General features: G+C 69.0%; 13 protein-coding genes. 6 read left to right on the plus strand and 7 right to left on the minus strand.

Annotation, left to right across the window (positions count from 1 at the left end; translation table 11 throughout):
* The first annotated feature begins 77 nt into the window (after positions 1 to 77).
* Complete coding sequence (locus ACYVIO_RS32885) at positions 78 to 323, plus strand: DUF7455 domain-containing protein (RefSeq protein ID WP_425830815.1); 246 nt, start codon at positions 78 to 80, stop codon at positions 321 to 323.
* A 139-nt stretch (positions 324 to 462) separates the two neighbouring features.
* On the opposite strand, the gene ACYVIO_RS32890 is transcribed toward ACYVIO_RS32885, so the two are convergent.
* Positions 463 to 1,938, minus strand: a complete 1,476-nt coding sequence (locus ACYVIO_RS32890) for an aminotransferase-like domain-containing protein (RefSeq protein WP_460654835.1) — start codon at positions 1,936 to 1,938, stop codon at positions 463 to 465.
* An 84-nt stretch (positions 1,939 to 2,022) separates the two neighbouring features.
* On the opposite strand from ACYVIO_RS32890, the gene ACYVIO_RS32895 reads away from it, so the two are divergent.
* On the plus strand, positions 2,023 to 2,655 hold the full coding sequence (locus tag ACYVIO_RS32895) for a LysE family translocator (protein WP_460654836.1): 633 nt from the start codon (positions 2,023 to 2,025) through the stop codon (positions 2,653 to 2,655).
* Here ACYVIO_RS32895 and ACYVIO_RS32900 read toward each other — a convergent pair.
* The gene (locus tag ACYVIO_RS32900) at positions 2,652 to 4,667 is read right to left on the minus strand and encodes an amylo-alpha-1,6-glucosidase (protein ID WP_460654837.1); all 2,016 of its coding nucleotides are present in this window, start codon (positions 4,665 to 4,667) and stop codon (positions 2,652 to 2,654) included. The genes ACYVIO_RS32895 and ACYVIO_RS32900 overlap by 4 nt on opposite strands.
* Positions 4,668 to 4,709: 42 nt before the next feature.
* Here ACYVIO_RS32900 and ACYVIO_RS32905 point away from each other — a divergent pair, with 42 nt between their 5' ends.
* The 4 genes from ACYVIO_RS32905 to ACYVIO_RS32920 all read left to right on the plus strand — a co-directional run bounded on the left by ACYVIO_RS32905 (position 4,710) and on the right by ACYVIO_RS32920 (position 8,271).
* Positions 4,710 to 5,195 (plus strand): DUF456 domain-containing protein, encoded by a 486-nt coding sequence (locus ACYVIO_RS32905; protein ID WP_460654838.1) that lies wholly within the window; start codon positions 4,710 to 4,712, stop codon positions 5,193 to 5,195.
* Between the two features lie 111 nt (positions 5,196 to 5,306).
* Positions 5,307 to 5,861 carry a hypothetical protein gene (locus ACYVIO_RS32910; RefSeq protein WP_460654839.1) on the plus strand — a complete coding sequence of 185 codons (555 nt, stop codon included), beginning with the start codon at positions 5,307 to 5,309 and terminating at the stop codon, positions 5,859 to 5,861.
* A 68-nt stretch (positions 5,862 to 5,929) separates the two neighbouring features.
* Positions 5,930 to 6,631 carry a response regulator transcription factor gene (locus ACYVIO_RS32915; RefSeq protein WP_460654840.1) on the plus strand — a complete coding sequence of 234 codons (702 nt, stop codon included), beginning with the start codon at positions 5,930 to 5,932 and terminating at the stop codon, positions 6,629 to 6,631.
* On the plus strand, positions 6,631 to 8,271 hold the full coding sequence (locus tag ACYVIO_RS32920) for a sensor histidine kinase (protein WP_460654841.1): 1,641 nt from the start codon (positions 6,631 to 6,633) through the stop codon (positions 8,269 to 8,271). The genes ACYVIO_RS32915 and ACYVIO_RS32920 overlap by 1 nt, the downstream gene beginning before the upstream one ends.
* Before the next feature lie 33 nt (positions 8,272 to 8,304).
* On the opposite strand, the gene ppk2 is transcribed toward ACYVIO_RS32920, so the two are convergent.
* The 5 genes from ppk2 to ACYVIO_RS32945 form a co-directional block, all read right to left on the minus strand.
* Positions 8,305 to 9,213: a polyphosphate kinase 2 gene (ppk2, locus tag ACYVIO_RS32925; RefSeq protein ID WP_460654842.1), complete on the minus strand. Its 909-nt coding sequence runs from the start codon at positions 9,211 to 9,213 to the stop codon at positions 8,305 to 8,307.
* Between the two features lie 55 nt (positions 9,214 to 9,268).
* Positions 9,269 to 9,985 carry an SAM-dependent methyltransferase gene (locus tag ACYVIO_RS32930; RefSeq protein WP_460654843.1) on the minus strand — a complete coding sequence of 239 codons (717 nt, stop codon included), beginning with the start codon at positions 9,983 to 9,985 and terminating at the stop codon, positions 9,269 to 9,271.
* Positions 9,986 to 10,087: 102 nt separating this feature from the next.
* A complete protein-coding gene (locus tag ACYVIO_RS32935) occupies positions 10,088 to 11,422 on the minus strand; it encodes an MFS transporter (RefSeq protein ID WP_460654844.1) in 1,335 nt (444 codons plus the stop codon).
* Between the two features lie 102 nt (positions 11,423 to 11,524).
* Positions 11,525 to 13,606 carry a S9 family peptidase gene (locus ACYVIO_RS32940; RefSeq protein WP_460654845.1) on the minus strand — a complete coding sequence of 694 codons (2,082 nt, stop codon included), beginning with the start codon at positions 13,604 to 13,606 and terminating at the stop codon, positions 11,525 to 11,527.
* 26 nt (positions 13,607 to 13,632) lie between these two features.
* Positions 13,633 to 15,123 (minus strand): MFS transporter, encoded by a 1,491-nt coding sequence (locus ACYVIO_RS32945; RefSeq protein WP_460654846.1) that lies wholly within the window; start codon positions 15,121 to 15,123, stop codon positions 13,633 to 13,635.
* Positions 15,124 to 15,230 lie beyond the last annotated feature (107 nt).

Raw genomic sequence — 15,230 nt, forward strand, 5'->3', positions numbered from 1 at the left:
TTCGGACACGCTGCACCTACCGGGAAGCGATCCGCATGTCAGGATGTTGCTATCTGGTGAGTACGGAACTAGATGAGATGAGGCCTCAAGTGACTACAGCACTCGCCCCGAGTTCGACCCTGTCGGCTGCGGACCGTTGTGACCGCTGCGGTGCGCAGGCCTACGTCCGTGTCACCCTGACCAGCGGTGGGGAGCTTCTGTTCTGCGCCCACCACGGCCGGGAGCACTCGGAGAAGCTGCGCGACATCGCTATCACCATCCACGACGAGACCGGTCGGCTCGAAGCCGTCAGCCCGGTCCCGGCCGCGGACGAGGAGCGGTAACCCCAGGCCTCGTAGGCGCCAACGGCGGCGCAGACCCCACACACACTTAGCGATGGCGGTCACCCTGGACAGGGTGGCCGCCATCAGTCCTGTCCGGCCCGAAAGCTGTCCGGTACCGGCCAATCCTTTGTCGGGTATCTCACACGATCGGTACGCCGGGCTCCGGCCCGTGCCGCCGGAACTCCTGCCACGCACCAGCAAGCCGGTTCACTGCGTCGGCAAGTACCTCCGGCGCATAGGCGAACGGCAGCCGCAGATAGTTGTCATGGTCACCGGTCGGATCCATGGCGTGCCCGGCAACGACCTCGACGCCGTGCCGCAGCGCGATCTGCGCGAACACCCGCGCGTCCGTGTCCGGCAAACGCACCCACAACGCCGATCCGCCGGCCGGTTCCTCCCACGACCACTCGGGCAGCCGATCGCGCAGCAGCTCGCCGATGTGTCCGCGGCGTCCGGTGGCCAGCCGGGCACGTTCGGCGGTCACGTCGGCCAGTCGCGGCAACAGTCGCGCGGTGAGCGCCTGGTCGATCACCGGGCTGCCGAGATCGGCCAGTGCTTTGTGTCGCGCGAGCCGGTCGGCCAATGGTCGCGGCGCGCGGATCCAGCCGATCCGCAAACCGCCCCAGACCGCTTTCGACACCGAGCCGATCGTCAGCACCTCCGCATTTCCCGGCGCGAACGCGGCCAGTGGCGGCGGAATTTCCGGTCCGGCCGGATCTCCGGCGGAATAGGCGTTGTCCTCGACCACCACCACGCCGTACCGCCCGGCGATTTCGGCGACCTGCCGACGGCGTGCCGGTGACATCAGTCGTCCGGTCGGATTGTGGAACGTCGGCATCACGAACAGGAACGCGGGCTGGTGCTCCTTGAGCGCGGCCGTCAGCAGGTCGGGACGGATCCCGGCGTCGTCCAGCGGTACGCCGACCACGCGGCCGCCCGCGGCGCCGAACAGGTCGAAGCAGCCCGGCCAGCTCGGCTGCTCGATCACGACGGCGGCTCCGGTCCGCAGGTACATCTGAGTGACCAGCGCGATCGCCTGGTGCGCGCCGCTGGTGACGACGATCTCGTCCGGGCTCGTCGGCAGGCCGGACTGCTCGAAGTGCTCCGCGATCCGCTGGCGCAGCGGCTCGATGCCGCGCGGGTGGTAGCCGACGTCCTGGAGCAGCGTGGGCAGGTCGGTGCGGGCCAGGTCCTCCACCTCGGCGGAGAGGTCGGGGATGCCGGGATCGACGGCGTACGTCATCGAGATCACGTCGCCCGGGCCGACCGTGATCCGGTGGAACAGCGATTCGCCGTACCCGATCGGCATCCGCTTGTCGGCGGTCGAGCGCCCGCGGCTCGCGGAGCGGGCAACCGTCGTACCGCTGCCGCGTCGGCTCTCGACGAGTCCGCGGGCGCGTAGTTCGTCGTACGCCGCGACGACCGTGCTGCGGCTGACGGCGAGCGCCTCGGCGAGCCGTCGCTCGGCCGGGAGCTTCGCGCCGACCGGCAGCTCGGTCGAGCCCATCAGCGCGGCGAGCGCGTCAGCCAGGCGGCGGTACAGGCCGCCGGTGCGACCGGTCAGCCGGCGCCCGATCAGGTCGGCCAGGACAGCGGGATCTCCGGAACGGTCCACTTCTCCTCGGATTGGCTCGGGTGGACTGGACAGCGAGCCGACAGGCTAGTCGCGGAAGCAGTCCAGTTGAAGAGTGAGGGTGATATGGGGATCGGGCAGCTGCTCGGGTTCGTCGGGGCGACCGTGGTTCTGGTCGGGATGCCGGGGCCGAACAACATCTACATCTCGCTGCGCAGCCTGACCCAGGGCCGGCGCGCGGGAGTGGTGTCGGCGTTCGCGATCGAGACCGGGTCGGTGGTCTACATCCTGGTCACCGCGCTCGGGCTGGTCGCCGTACTGGAGGCTTCGCCGGAGCTGTTCACGGTGATCTCGCTGGCGGGTGCGGCGTACCTGGCGTACCTCGGGGTGAAGACGCTGCGGTCCTCGGGGAGCTCGTCCGGACTCGGGACGCTGCGTGCAGAGCCGCTTGGGCGGGTGTTCCGCGCGGGAGTCCTGGTCAATCTGCTCAACCCGAAGGCCGCGTTGTTCTTCCTTGCCTTCCTCCCCCAGTTCACGACGCGTGACGCGGGGTCGGGGCAGGTGCGGACGGAGATGCTGCTGCTCGGTCTGGCCGTGCTCGTGATCGGGCTGGCGCTCGACCTCTGCTACGCCGTCGGCGCGGCTGCGATCGGCCGGCGCTTCCGCTCGCCACGCAGCGCTCAGATCCAGCGCTACCTGGCGGGCGGAAGCTACCTCGCCGTCGCTCTTGTCGCGGCCCTCACCGTGGTGAACCTCTAGCTCAAGGTAAGACTTCCGTCTGTGTACTCGACGGTCAGAGTTCGCTCACCAACACGCACACCCTCAAGGCGCAGCGACCTCCAGGGGAAGTCGCTCGCGGGCGTGATGTCGAGGGTGCCGGCCGGGCCATTGGGTTCGATGCCCAGCGCCGCCACGATCACCGCAACTGCCGAAGCGGCTGCCCAAGCCTGAGGCCGGCAGGACAGCGGGTACGGCGTGGGGGTGCCTTCTTCCGCCGCCCCCGCTCCCCCGTACAACTCAGGTAGCCGGTAGCCGAACGACTCCGCAGCTTCCAGCAGACCGCGCGTGTACGTCGTCGCGACACTGGATCGGGCGGCGGCGTACAGGCCTTGGACGGTCATCGCGGTGTCGTGCGGCCAGACGCTGCCCGTGTGATAGCCGAGCGGGTTGAAGCCGGTCATCTCGGTCGTCAACGTGCGAAGGCCGAAGCCGGAGTCGAGCTGCTGGTCGCCGAGCAGCGCGGCGACGGTCGCTTCCTCGTCAGCGTCGAGCAAGCCGGTGCCGAGCAGGTGGCCCATGTTGGACGCCGGCCCCGCGACCGGCCGCTTGGCGCCGTCGAGCGCGATCGCCGGATACCCGTCGACCCAGAACTTCTCCCGGAACCTGGTCTTGAGCTCCGCCGCCCAGGCCCGCCACTCGTCACCACCGTCCTCGCCGAACGCATCCAACAGCTCGGCGCCGGCCAATGCGGCTGCGTACGCATAGCCCTGGACCTCGCACAGAGCGATGGGTGCGGTCGCGATCGTGCCATCGGGCCACTGGACGGAATCGCTCGAGTCCTTCCAGCCCTGGTTGGCCAGGCCGTGGCCGGACTCGTCGATGTACTCGAAGAAGCCGTCGCCGTCAGGATCGGCGTACTCGCGCATCCAGGCGAGCGCTCGCTGCAGGTTGGGCAGCAGTGCGCGGACCTCGTCGGCGGGCATGCCCCAGCGCCACGCCTTGTGGAGGGTCGTGATCCAGAGCTGGGTCGCGTCGTGCGTTCCGTAGTACGCCGCCGGCAGCACGAGCCCGTTGCCGTGATCGGCGACCTCGGCGCGCAGTTCGTGCGGGATCTTGCCCGGCTGCTCGGCCGCGTCGGGATCCACCTTGCTGCCCTGCCACGCCGCCAGCGCGCGCAAGGTGCCCGCGGCAAGGGCTGGATCGACCGGGATCAGCATCCCCGAGGAGATCAGGGAGTCGCGCCCGAAGAGCGTCAGATACCAAGGCGGCCCGGCGCCGAGGTAGCGGTCGCTGTCAGCACCCAACTGCAGGGCGGCGAGGTCGTCCAGTGAGCGGCGGAGCCAGCGTTCGACCCTGGTGTCCGAGCAGGAGAGCGCGATCTCGTCGTACGTCGGACGCTCGTCCGGCGGCTTGATCTCGAAGCCGGTCGCCGCGGGGAACTCCGCGGTCACCCGGAGCGCGATCGTCGACTCCTCACCGGGCTTGAGCTGCAGCTGCCACTGCATTCCCCCGTCGCCGAGCACCGGCTCGAGATCGGCGAGAGCGCTCACTCGCGTTCCCGCCTTCTCCCAGGACAGCCCATCGCCCTCCACCACAGGAGTCAGCGCGGGAAGATCCGCAGCCGCCTCACTCCGGACCTCCGCGGTGCCGGCAAGATCGGTGCCGAGAGCAACGTTCAAGGTGCAGTCGACGGTCAGGTGCGAGTTGTTGACCAGCGTCAGCCGCTCGGTCAGCCCCTCGCCGTCGACCGTCCGGGTCCGCCGAAGGCGAACCGTCGGGTCGTGCCCGCCGTCGCCCAGTCCCTCTACTACGGCCCCGAACACAGTCACCCCACCACGGGAGCCCTCGGCGGTGGGGCGGGCGCTCACCGACTCGTCCACATGCACCGCGAGCGGCTCCCGACCGTCGACGGTCACCACCATCCGGGAAAGGATTCGGCGGTCCCGGGCGTAGACGCCTTCGGCGCCGACGCCGGTGAGTTGGCCCGAGCGCGGGGACAGCACCACCCAGGGCGCGGCGAGTGTGGTGACCAGTTCGTGGAGAGCAGCCATGCGTCCACACTAAGCGGAGCGTTTTACGGCACAGTGGTGGGCGTGAACTCCGTTGCGACGTTCCTGGTCGGCGTGGCGATCTTCGTCGGCATCATCGGCATCGTGGTCCCGGTGCTGCCCGGGGCGCTGCTGAGCCTCGCCGCGATCCTGATCTGGGCGCTGGAGGAACAGAGCCCGACCGGCTGGGTCGTACTCGCCGCGGCCGTGGTCCTCATCGGTGCGAGCCAGGTGGTCAAGTACATCGTGCCGGAGCGCCGACTCCGGGAGTCCGGCGTACCACGGCGATCGATGTTCATCGGCGTGCTGCTCGGGATCGTCGGGTTCTTCGTGATCCCGGTGGTCGGCATGTTCGTCGGCTTCCCGCTCGGCGTGTACCTGTCGGAGCGGCAGCGCCTCGGCACGCACCCCGACGCCTGGACGTCGACCAAGCACGCACTGCGAGCGACCGGGCTGTCGATCCTGATCGAGTTCGTCGGTACGGCGCTCGCGGCCGCCGTCTGGCTGATCGCGGTGCTGTTCCTGGTCTGACTGCCAGGGTTTTGCCAGGCAGGCGGGAGGCTCGTCTCAGGTCGGCGTCGCAGGGTGGGACGACCAGTACCAGGTGACGGCCTGGTACGTCGTACCGGGAGGCAGTTGCAGATGGCGTCGTTCGAGAAACTCTCCGACAAACCGTGGCGGATCGTCGGCACCGTCGCGGCGGTGGTCGTGACCACGGCGGCCGGCGGGGTCGCCTGGGCCACCACCAACGCCGACCCGTCCCCCTCACCGTCTCCGTCGGCCAATCCGTCGGCGTCGCCCTCGGCACCCGCCGACCCGGCCAAGCCGGGCGGTCCCGGTGGACCGGGCCGGCACGGCGAGCTCGGGCTCGGGATGGGCGCGTTGCACGGCGAGTTCGTGGTCGAGAAGGAAGGCGGCGGCTACCAGACCGTCTCCACGCAGCGCGGCGAGGTCACCGCGGTCAGCAAGGACAAGCTCACGGTGAAGAGCGCGGACGGCTACAGCCGCGAGTACACGCTGACCGAGGACACCCTGGTGAACGCGGCCCGCGACGGAATCGACGACGTGAAGACCGGCAACCAGGTCACCGTGTCGGCGGTCGTCGCGAACAACGTCGCCACCGCGACCACCGTCAACGACGGGACCACCCGCGACGCGGCCCGCGAGAAGTGGGGCTTCAAGCGCGGTCCGCGCTGACAACACTCACAGGCAACTGCCAGGAAGGTGCCAGGGTTCGCACGGCTCACCGGTGCAGACTGGTGGGCATGAGCCCGCACCTCCTGGTCGTCGACGACGAACCGAACATCGTCGAGCTGCTGTCCGCGAGCCTGCGCTTCGCCGGGTACGACGTGACCACGGCGACGCACGGCGCCGAGGCGCTGAAGAAGGCCCGCGAGGTCGAGCCCGATCTCGTCGTGCTCGACGTGATGATGCCCGGGCTCGACGGTTTCGAGGTGGTCCGGCGGTTGCGGGGAGAGGACCGGCACGTCCCGGTGCTCTTCCTCACCGCGCGGGACGCCGTCGAGGACAAGGTGCTCGGCCTGCACACGGGTGGCGACGACTACGTGACCAAGCCGTTCAGCCTGGACGAGCTGGTCGCGCGGGTGCGCGCTCTCCTGCGCAGGTCCGGGCACCGCGAGCAGGCCGCCACCGAGCCGGCGATCCTCAGGTACGCCGACCTCGAGCTCAACGAGGACAGCTACGAGGTGTTCAAGGCCGGTGATGCGGTGCAGCTGTCGCTGACCGAGTTCAAGCTGCTGCGGTGCCTGCTGGAGAACGCCGAGCGCGTGATGTCGAAGGGCCAGATCCTCTCCGCGGTCTGGAACTACGACTTCGCCGGAGACGCCGGCGTCGTCGAGTCGTACATGTCGTACCTGCGCCGCAAGGTCGACACAGGCGACCAGAAGCTGCTGCACACCGTGCGCGGCGTCGGCTACGTCCTCCGTACGCCGAGAGGCCCCAACTGATGGCCTCGCTGACCAGTTGGCGCGGCCACCGACGCCTGACCGAGCGCTACCCGCTCCGCGTCACGATCGTCCTGGTCCTGCTCACCCTGGTCACCGCCGCCCTGCTGGCGTCCGGCCTGGTCGCGACCACGATCATGCGCGGCTACCTGATCGACCGCGTCGACACCCAACTCACCGACGCCTCCAAGCAGCTGGTGAACCGGCCGCCCGGCAGTCGCCCACGCATCGGCCGCAACGAGCCGCCGCCCCCGCGTCTGCCGAGTGTCTTCGTGGTTCAGCAGTATCTGCCCGACGGCACCGAGATCGAGAACGGCAGGCTGAGCGAGCCGCTGGGGCAATCCGTGACCCAGCCCGTCCTGCCGTCCCTGAACCTGACCCAAGTCGTTGCCAAGGGCAATCAGCCTTTCAACACCAGCTCGACTTCGGGCGGCGAGACCTGGCGGGTGGTTGCGGTCCCGCTGCCCAACGGCGCCGGGTACCTGATGATCGGCCAGAGTCTCAGCGACATGGACCACACCATCGATCAGCTCGTGGGCGTGCAGATCGCCGCCGGGATCATCTTGCTGGTCCTGCTCGCTGGCGTCGGCACGTACGTCGTACGGCGAAGTCTGCGCGGCCTCGAGGACGTCGAGCACACCGCGGTCGCGATCGCCGGCGGCGACCTCAGCCGGCGCGTCCCCCAACGGGACCCGCGCACCGAGGTCGGCCGGTTGTCGCTCGCCCTGAACCAGATGCTCGGCCAGATCGAGACCGCCTTCGCCCAGCGCACCGCCAGCGAGTCAGCGGCCCGCCGCTCCGAGGAGTCTGCGCGCCGCTCCGCCGAGCTCGCCCGCCAGTCCGAAGAAGTCGCACGTCAATCCGAAGAGGTCGCCCGGCAGTCCGAGGAAGCGGCGAAGCAGTCGGAGGAAGTCGCGCGACAGTCCGAGGAGGACGCGCGCAGATCCGAGGAGCACGCGCGCCAGTCCGAGGACCGGATGCGGCGGTTCGTCGCGGACGCGAGTCATGAACTGCGAACGCCCCTGACCTCGATCCGCGGGTTCGCCGAGCTCACTCGGCAGCGCGGCGGCGCGATGGAGCCGGCGACGATGAAGCGGATCGAGGACGAGGCGAAACGGATGGGCCTGCTCGTCGACGACCTGCTGCTGCTCGCCCGGCTCGACCAGCAGCGGCCGTTGCAGTACCAGCCCGTCGACCTGCTCACGCTCGCCGGCGACGCCGTCCACGACGTCGAAGCCGTGCAGCCGGAACGCAAGGTCAGCCTGCGCATCCTCCCGAACTCCGGCGCACCGGTCGTCGAAGGCGACGAAGCGCGCCTGCGGCAGGTTCTCGGCAACCTGGTGAGCAACGCGTTGCACCACACGCCGATCGAGGCGCCGGTCACGGTGTCGGTCGGGACGCGCGACGGGCACGCCGTACTGGAGGTCGCCGACACCGGCGCCGGGTTGAGCGACGAGCAGAAGGCCCGCGTGTTCGAGCGTTTCTACCGAGCAGACTCCGCTCGAACGAGAGTCACCGGCGGCTCCGGCCTCGGACTCTCGATCGTCGCCGCCCTGGTCGCCGCGCACCGAGGAAACGTCACGGTCACTGACACCCCCGAAGGCGGCGCCACCTTCACCGTCACCCTCCCCCTGATGCCCTGACCCGGTGCACACAGTGGAGAAAGAAGAGACGGACTAGAGCGCCGGGAAGCTCCGGTTCGCCGACTCGCCGTGCTCGAGGACCTCGGCGGCCGGCCCGAGGATCTTCGAGTCGACGACGCCGACCAACTCGTGGTCCTTGTCGGAGTAGTCGAACAGCGAGAGCACGTGCCGCATCGCTTCCAGGCGGGCGCGTTTCTTGTCGTTGCTCTTCACCACCGTCCACGGCGCGTACGGCGTGTCGGTGTAGTGGAACATCGCCTCCTTGGCCTCCGTGTAGCCGGCCCACTTGTCGAGCGAGGCGAGGTCGGTCGGCGACAGCTTCCACTGCCGGACCGGATCGATCTGGCGGATCGTGAACCGGGTCTGCTGCTCGGCCTGCGACACCGAGAACCACAGCTTCACCAGCAGGATGTCGGACCGGACCAGCATCCGCTCGAACTCCGGCGCCTGCCGCATGAACTCCAGGTACTCGTCCTCGCCGCAGTACCCCATCACCCGCTCGACGCACGCGCGGTTGTACCAGGAGCGGTCGAACAGCACCAGCTCGCCGGCGGCCGGCAGGTGCTCGACGTACCGCTGGAAGTACCACTGCGTCTGCTCGCGCTCGGTCGGCTTCTCCAGCGCGACGATCCGGGCGCCCCGCGGGTTGAGGTGCTCCATGAACCGCTTGATCGTGCCGCCCTTGCCGGCCGCGTCGCGGCCCTCGAACACGATCACGAGCTTCTTCTTCGAGCGCTTCACCCAGTACTGCAGCTTGAGCAGCTCGATCTGCAGCAGCCGCTTGTCGCGGTCGTAGACCTCGCGGCTCAGGCGTTCGCCGTACGGGTACCCCTCGCGCCAGGTGTCGACCGGCGTCCCGTCGGCACGCAGCAGCACGGGGTCGTCGTCCTCCTCGTCGAGGACGCGGAAGCCGAGCTCTTGCACGAGGTCAGGGGTGGTCATGAGCCCTAGGTTCACCGCGAGCGATGAACCCGGGGGATCCTCATGATGAACACTGTCAGCGGCGACGGACCTTCACCGTGCTGTCGCGGCGGTTGATCGCTACGCCGTCGCGCATCACCTGCGCGCGGTCGTGCACCTCGCTGACCAGAACGTCCCACTCGCCGTCGACCAGCGCCAGGCTGGCGAGCACCTCGTCGGGCGTCGGGAAGTGGACGTCGGGATGCGGGTTGTCCGCCTCGTGCTCGCCTTCCTTGTGTTCGCCGTGCTGGTGTTCGCCGTGCTGGTGTTCGCCCGAAGGGCTGTGCTCACTCGACGGGCTGTGTTCGCTGGAGGGGAAGCCCATGTGCCCCTCGATCAGCAGCACTCCCCCAGGCGCGACGGCGCCGGCGGCGCTGCGCAGGATCGCGTCGCGGTCGAGCTCGGTCTTGGAGTGCAGGAACTGCGCCGACACCAGGTCGAACTCGCCGTCCGGGAACGACTTGCCGAGCTCGTGCTGCTGCCACTCGATCCGGTCGGCGACGCCGGCATCCTTGGCGTGCTCGGCCGCTCGGCCCAGCGCGACCGATGAGATGTCGACGGCCGTGACCGCCCAGCCCTGCTCGGCCAGCCAGATCGCGTCGGCACCCTCACCGCAGCCGAGGTCGAGCGCCCGGCCGGGCTTCAGATCGGAGACTTCTGCAACCAGTACGGCGTTCGGCTTGCCGCTCCAGATCTGGTCGCGCTCGGCGTAGAAGGTGTTCCACCACTCGTCGGGGAGTTGTTCAGTCGTCATGGAACCGATGGTCCACACACTTCGCCACTTGGGCAAACATTCTTGCCGGAACGGCAAAGAAGGGCCGCGCCGCCGGGATCGGGGGCCCGGCGGCGCGGCGGTTCAGACGTCCTGCCGGCGGCGCGGAGCGAGGACCGGGAGCGGTTCGGCCTTGCCGACGACGAAGGCGTAGGTGAGCGCGCCGACCACGGCGACGCCGGCGGCGACCGCGAAGGAGGGCCCGTACGAGCCGTCGTTCAGGTCGAGCAGCAGGCCGAACAGGAACGGGCTGATGATGCCGGCGATGTTCGAGGCGAAGTTCTGGATGCCGCCGATCGAGGCGACGTGCCGCGAGCTCGGCGCGACGTCGCCGGGCAGCGACCAGATCCCGGTCGCCGCGATCGCCAGGCTCGCGTACGAGATCGCCAGGAACAGCAGCGCGACGTACACCGACGACGCCGGTGCCGCGAACACGATCGCCGCGCCGCCGAGCAGCCCGCCGACCATCACCGTCTTGCGGACCCGGGTGACGTCGGCGCCGCGTCGGATCACGCGATCCGCGACCAGACCGGCGATCCAGGCGCCGACGATTGCGGTGATCCCGGGCAGCGTCCCGAGCGTTCCCAGTTCGGCCAGGTCGAGTCCGCGCGCGTCCTTCAGGTACGACGGGAACCAGGTCAGGAAGAAGTAGATGACGAAGTTCAGGCAGAAGAAGCCGAGCATCATGCCGCGCACGGTCCGGTAGCGGAACAGGTCCCGCCAGCGCACCTCGACGGCGTCCTTGTCGTCGTTCTCCTCCAGCCGCGCGCCGTGGGCGGCGATGTACTCGCGCTCCTCGGCGTTCGCGTGCTTGTGCTCCATCGGGTCGCGGTAGTACCAGTACCAGGCGCAGGCCCAGATCAGCCCGACCACCCCCAGTACGACGAACGAGAAGTGCCAGCTCACCAACGCGATCAGCGCAGTCACCACCGGCAGGGCGATGACCGTGCCGACCCGCGATCCGGAGTCGATGACCGCGGTCGAGAACGCTCTCTCGTGCTTCGGGAACCAGCGCGACGACGCTTTGGTCGCGCTCGGGTACGCCGGGGCCTCGCCCGCGCCAAGCGCGAACCGGAACAGGAACAACGACCAGAAGCCGCGGGCCAGCGGCGTGAGCGCGGTGATCACCGACCACCAGACCGCGGCGAACGTGAAGGCCTTGCGGGAGCCGACCTTGTCGGCGAACCAGCCCGCCGCGAGCATCATCCCGTCGTATGCCCAGAAGAAGGCGCCGAGGATCAGGCCCTTCTCGGCGTTGCTCAGGTCGAGGTGCAGGTCATCCTCGATGAACGGCAGCGCGACGCTGAGATTGGCCCGGTCGAGATAGTTCAGCGAGAGCCCGACGAACGCGAGCGCGAGGATCAGGTAGCGGGTGCGGCTGGCTCCGGGTGGTGCCTTCACCACTGGGGCGGTGGTCACTTTCTGCCTCCGATCGATGGCGGATCGTCGGCACGGTACCCACTCGCCCGGATTTGTCACGACATGCGTGCCACGGACCGGAACGGTCCGTGGCACGCATGGTCAGCCCAGCATCTTGGAGATCACCTCGAGGTCGATCGGCGTCACCCTCAGCCGGTAGTCGGGCGGAGTGATCCCGGCCACGTGCTGCAGCAGGTGGTTCCAGCGCCGCCGTACGACGTGGTGCTCGTAGCCCAGCATCACGTGCTCACCCCGCGGCACGATCAGCAGGTCGAAGTCCTTGTCCGCGGCAATCAAACGCTCGACGAACCGCAGCGTGTGGTGCGGCTGCACGTTGTCGTCCAGCCCGCCGTGCACGAGCAGCAGCCGGCCCTCGATCCGCTCGGCCAGGTCGAGCTCCGAGACCTCCGCGTAGTCCTGCTCGCCGGCGGGACCGGCGTACGTCTCACCCCACTGCTGCAGGTACACCCGGTTGTCGAGGTTGCCCGACTCGGCGACGCCGGCCTTGAAGAACTCCGGGAACTCCCCCATCGCGCGGACCGTCGCGAACGCACCACCCGACATGCCGTAGACGCCGACCCGGTCGAGATCCATCCACGGCCTCGACTCGGCCAGTTGCTTGATCGCCGCGACGTGGTCGACGATGCCGGCGGTCTGCAGATTCCGGTACGACGCGTCGTGGAACTGCTTGCTCCGGCCCGGCGTACCGCGGCCTTCGACGGCCACGACGACGAACCCGAGCGCGGCGAACGCCTCAGCGTCCGGACCGAAATGGCCGGGATCGAATCCCGGCGTCGTCCGGTTGACGTGCGGGCCAGGGTAGGGACTGTTGAGAACCGGGTAACTCGCGGCCGGGTCGAAGTCGTGCGGCTTGTGGATCAGCCCGAAGATCTCGGTGACACCGTCGGCCGCGAGCACGCGGAACTCCTCGGGCGGCTGCCATCCCGTCGCGAGCAGCCGAGTGATATCGGCCTGCTCCAGCTCGAGCAGAACCTCACCCGTCCAGGAGCGGACCGTGCTGACCGGCGGCTGGGCGACGGTCGAGGCGGTGTCGACGAAGTACTGGCCGTTAGGTGCGGCGGAGACGTCGTGGTGCAGGCCGTCGTCGGTGACCCGGGTGAAGCCGGTGCCGTCGAGATTCACCCGGCAGACGGTCTGGCGATAGGGGCTATCAGCAACCATCCCGACGGCGAGGAAGTAGACGACACGCTCGGTCTCGTCGACGTGCAGGATCCGCCGTACGCCCCACTCCCCCGACGTCACCTGGTTCAGCAGCTCGCCGGTCCGCAGGTCGTACCGGTAGAGGTGCGGCCAGCCGTCACGCTGCGAGTACCAGAGCAGTTCGTTGCCGACGGCCCAGGTGATCGCGGCCTCCTGCCCGTACTGGTTCGGCTCGAGCCGGGTGTCGCCGGTCTCGGTCAGCACCTCCTCCACCGCGCCGCTCGTCGGATCCAACCGCTTGAGCGTCAGACTGCGCTGGTCACGAGGCTGCTCGAGGAAGTAGACGGCGTCGTCGGACCACCAGGCCCACTTGATCGTGAGTGGCGACAGTACGCCGACCAACTGCGGGTCGCCCTGGGCGCGGACGGGAGAACCGCCGGCGACATCCAGTACGACGTACCGCTGCTCCGGCAGGTGCTCGTCGTCAGGGAACGAGTAGCGCTGCGTCAGCAGCTCCGGCGCACCGTCACCGTCGGGCAGCACGTCGATCAGGTGGGTCTCGCGGACCTTGCGGCGATCGAGCTGGTGGGTCAGGACGCGGGTCGAGTCCGGGGACCACACCACGGCCGGCGGAAGGTGTGGGATGCCGATCTTGCCGAGCAGGACGTCGACCGAGAACGAGTTCGTGCCGTAGTCGTTGTCGGTCTCACCGTCCGTGGTCAGCGGACGTTCGGTGCCGTCGGCCACAGTCCGCAGCCACAGGTCCGGGCCGCGGCGGATCACCTCGTGCTTGCCGTCGGGTGACACGACCGCGAGGAAGTCGCCGGTGCCAGGCTGACTAGGAAGAGCATCGACCTCGGTGCGGGTGCGGGCGATCGGGTCGACGGCGTACAGCTTGTCCTCGCCGGCGCGGGTGACCTGGTAGGCGAAGCCGTCGTCGGTCCACAGCGGGGTGAGCTTGTCGGCGTCGATCAGCTTCGGGCGGTTGTTGCGCAGGAGAGCTTCGGCGGACTGCAGGTTCATGGTGGCGAGCCTTTCGGGCGAGTTGGTCAGTGGGCGAGTTCGACGGTCTGTTGGGTTTCGGTGGCCGGCTTCTTGTCTCGCAGCAGGAAGAAGGCGATGACGGCGGATCCGAGGACTGCGGCAGCACCGGCGACGAAGGTGCTCGACATCGCGTTGGCGAAGGTTGTCTTCGCGACCTCGGCGAGAGCGCTGTCCCCAGTAGCGGCACTGACGCCGAGCGCCTCGCCGATCGAGCCACGCGCCGCTTCCGGCGTACCGGTCGGCATGCCGGCGGTGAACCGGTCGGCCATCGCGCTGCCGAGGATCGCGACGCCCAGCGCGGCACCGGCCTGCTGCATCGTGTCGTTGAGCGCGGAGCCGACCCCGGCGTGCTCGTGCGGTACGGCGCCCATCAGCGCGGCCGTCGCCGCCGGCTGGGCGAACCCGCCGCCCGCCCCGCAGACCAGCAGGGCCAGCATCACCTTGGCGAAGCTGTCGTCCGCGTCGAGCATCGCCATCAGCGCGAAGCCGCCGGACAGCACGACCAGGCCGACGACCGTCATCGGCCGATTGCCGACCTTCTGGCCGAGCGTCGCGCCGAGGCCGTTCACGACGATCACTCCGACCGCCATCGGCACCATCGCCAGGCCCGCCTTGGTGGCGGAGAAACCCAGCACGAACTGCAGGTACTGCATCAGGGCGAGGATCAGACCGCCGTTGCCGACCTGCACGAGCACCAGAGAGAGCGATCCCCCGCTGAAGTTGCGGTCGCGGAACAGCTGCAGCGGGACCATCGGTTCCGGCGTACGGAGCTCCCAGGCGACGAACGCGACCAGGCCGACGACGGCCACGGCGAGTGCGGGCCACGAGATCCCGTGCTCGGGGAGCTCGATGATGAACCACACCAGCGCGACCAGACCGGCCGTCGACAGTACGGCGCCGAGCGGATCGGGCTTGCGCGCCGGACCCTTCGACTCCGGCATCCAGATCACCGCGGCGGCGATGGCCAGGGCCACGACCGGGACGTTGATCAAGAACACCGAGCCCCACCAGAAGTGCGCGATCAGCGCGCCACCGAGCACCGGGCCGCCGATCAGGCCGACCATCAGCACCGAGCTCCAGATCGACATCGCCTTGCGGCGTTCGGAGTCGTCGAAGACCGTGATCATGATCGAGAGCGTGCTCGGCATCACCAGCGCTCCCCCGATGCCCATCAGCACCCGGCCGGCGATCAGCGTCTCCGGGCTTCCGGCGTACGTCGCGACCAGCGAGGCGAGTCCGAAGATCGCCAGGCCGACGATCATCACGCGGCGGCGGCCGTACCGGTCGGACAGGCTGCCGGCGGTCAGCAGCAGGCCGGCGAAGACCAGGATGTAGCTGGCGACGATCCACTGGATGTCCTGCGCGGTCGCGCCGAGATCCTGCGTGAGCGCCGGGATCGCGACGTTCAGCACGCCGTTGTCCAGGACGAGAACGAACGTGCTGAGGCACAGCACGACCAGGATGAGCCAGCGGCGCGGGTGACGCTCGGCAGTCATCGGGACCCCCTCGGGTGGGTTGAATTGAACGGTGTTCAGCTTGCCTGAACAGTGTGCAATTGGAATTGCACAGCGGTCAAGTCCTGCACGGTGTTCAATTCTTGGCG

It is taken from the genome of Kribbella endophytica, from assembly GCF_054781295.1.

What these genes read in the sequence shown, in the direction of transcription:
- ACYVIO_RS32885 (WP_425830815.1), top strand. Translation starts at nt 78, where the DNA reads ATGAGGCCTCAAGTGACTACAGCACTCGCCCCGAGTTCGACCCTGTCG.
- ACYVIO_RS32895 (WP_460654836.1), top strand. Translation starts at nt 2,023, where the DNA reads ATGGGGATCGGGCAGCTGCTCGGGTTCGTCGGGGCGACCGTGGTTCTG.
- ACYVIO_RS32900 (WP_460654837.1), bottom strand. Translation starts at nt 4,667, where the DNA reads ATGGCTGCTCTCCACGAACTGGTCACCACACTCGCCGCGCCCTGGGTG.
- ACYVIO_RS32910 (WP_460654839.1), top strand. Translation starts at nt 5,307, where the DNA reads ATGGCGTCGTTCGAGAAACTCTCCGACAAACCGTGGCGGATCGTCGGC.
- ACYVIO_RS32915 (WP_460654840.1), top strand. Translation starts at nt 5,930, where the DNA reads ATGAGCCCGCACCTCCTGGTCGTCGACGACGAACCGAACATCGTCGAG.
- ACYVIO_RS32920 (WP_460654841.1), top strand. Translation starts at nt 6,631, where the DNA reads ATGGCCTCGCTGACCAGTTGGCGCGGCCACCGACGCCTGACCGAGCGC.
- ppk2 (WP_460654842.1), bottom strand. Translation starts at nt 9,213, where the DNA reads ATGACCACCCCTGACCTCGTGCAAGAGCTCGGCTTCCGCGTCCTCGAC.
- ACYVIO_RS32930 (WP_460654843.1), bottom strand. Translation starts at nt 9,985, where the DNA reads ATGACGACTGAACAACTCCCCGACGAGTGGTGGAACACCTTCTACGCC.
- ACYVIO_RS32940 (WP_460654845.1), bottom strand. Translation starts at nt 13,606, where the DNA reads ATGAACCTGCAGTCCGCCGAAGCTCTCCTGCGCAACAACCGCCCGAAG.
- ACYVIO_RS32945 (WP_460654846.1), bottom strand. Translation starts at nt 15,123, where the DNA reads ATGACTGCCGAGCGTCACCCGCGCCGCTGGCTCATCCTGGTCGTGCTG.